This window comes from Mesorhizobium sp. M7A.F.Ca.ET.027.03.2.1 (assembly GCF_003999175.1).
Taxonomy (GTDB): Bacteria; Pseudomonadota; Alphaproteobacteria; order Rhizobiales; family Rhizobiaceae; genus Mesorhizobium.
The window spans coordinates 1-1,695 of record NZ_RZOM01001212.1; the positions used below are offsets into that span (position 1 = coordinate 1).

At 62.1% G+C, this 1,695-nt stretch carries 2 protein-coding genes; both read right to left on the minus strand.

Annotation, left to right across the window (positions count from 1 at the left end):
• Window positions 1–85: 85 nt before the first annotated feature.
• Window positions 86–1,027, minus strand: coding sequence for a cell division protein FtsQ/DivIB (locus EN750_RS33070; protein ID WP_127399170.1), 942 nt, complete (start codon window positions 1,025–1,027; stop codon window positions 86–88).
• Window positions 1,015–1,695, minus strand: a 681-nt coding sequence (locus EN750_RS33075; RefSeq protein WP_145968148.1) for a D-alanine--D-alanine ligase, incomplete at its 5' end; no start/stop codon positions are given. The genes EN750_RS33070 and EN750_RS33075, both read right to left, overlap by 13 nt.

A 1,695-nucleotide genomic window follows, 5' to 3' on the forward strand; every position in this document is an offset into this window, starting at 1 on the left:
CAGCAGACCTTGCTCGAACCGACATCCAGCACCGTCAGGGTGCCGGACCGGCGCGACGCGGCATCGCCAGGACCGCCAAGCCAGCTCATATCTTCGTCTCCGGCTTCCGCTTCAGGCTCTTGGGTTTCTCGTTGAGGGCGGCTTCGCGCTGCGTCGCCGCTTCCGCCGTCAACTGCACGACCAGCCGGTCCGTCAGGCGCATGTCGACGGCGGCGATGTCGCGCGACAGCAAGCCATTGTCATGATCCATCTTGACGAGTTCGGCGAGCGCCTGTTCCTCGTCATCCTCGGGAAGCTTGATGGTGATGCCATTGTCCAGCTTCAGGTCCCAGCGCCGCTCGCCGACGCGGACATAACCTTTGATCCGGCTCGCGAGTTCGGGATATTTTTCGACCTTGGCCAGGAAATCGGGCGCGCTCGCCGGCGCGCCGGTGCCGATCAGCAGCGGCAGGAGCACCTGCTTGCCGCCCGAGAACGGCGCGATTATGGCGCCATTCCTCTCGATGACCGAAAGCGCGTCACCCTGCTGCCAGAGCGCGAAAGCCTCACGCTCCTCGACGCGCACTTCCAGAGTATGCGGGTAGACCTTGCGGACGGCCGCAACCTCGATCCACGGCAATGTCGCAATTCGTTCCCGCGCGGCCTCGGCATTAAAGCCGATCAGCGACGTCCAACCGTCGAGCTCAAGCCTGTCGAGTATGTCGATTTCCGAGGTCTGGCGATTGCCGACCACCTTAACCTGATCAACGGCAAATCCGGTACGGGCGGTGATGCTCTGCACGATACCCTCGACATGACCGCCGAGATAGGCGCCATAGGCACTGCTCGAGAAAATCAGCACGGCCGACATCATGGCCGCGGAAAAGCGCGGCGCCTGGAATTCCCCGACGCCCAGGCGCGCCAGAATGCGCACCGGGCGGCGCAGCATGCGCGGCAGCACGAAATGGCCCGACGACAATGGCAGGCCGAACAGCGCCGGCCCCGCCGCGCCCCTCTCCCAACCTTGTCTCCATTTCAACGCAGGCACGAAGCGTCCTCCACCATCCAACTCAACAAATCGCCAAACGAGTGCCCAGCCTGGGCGGCGATTTCAGGCACCAAGGACGTCGGCGTCATACCCGGCTGGGTGTTGACCTCGAGCCAGACAATCTCGCCGTTTTCGGAATGACGATCGTCATAACGGAAGTCCGAACGGGAAACGCCGCGACAGCCGATCGCTTGGTGAGCCTTGAGCGCCAGTGTTTGTATTTTTTGGTAAATATTCGGTGAAACTTTTGCGGGGCATTCGTGCTTTGATCCCCCGGCGACATATTTTGAATCATAGTCATAGAAGGAATGGCCGGTCGGGATGATCTCGCAGACCCCCAGCGCCACATCGCCCATCACCGCGCAGGTCAGCTCCCTGCCGTGGATGTAGCGCTCAACCATGACGGTATCGCCATATTTCCACTCGGACGAGCCGATCACCTGCGGCGGATGCGACTGGCCCTCATGCACGATGACGACACCGAAGCTCGAACCCTCATTGACCGGCTTGACCACATAGGGCGGCTTCATCGGATGCTTGCTCTGGATGGCGAAGCGGCTGGCGACCTTCGATTCGGCGACCACGATGCCGACCGACTTGGCAACCCGCTTGGCCTGCTCCTTGTTCATGGCCAGAGCCGAGGCGAGCACGCCGGAATGGGTGTAGGG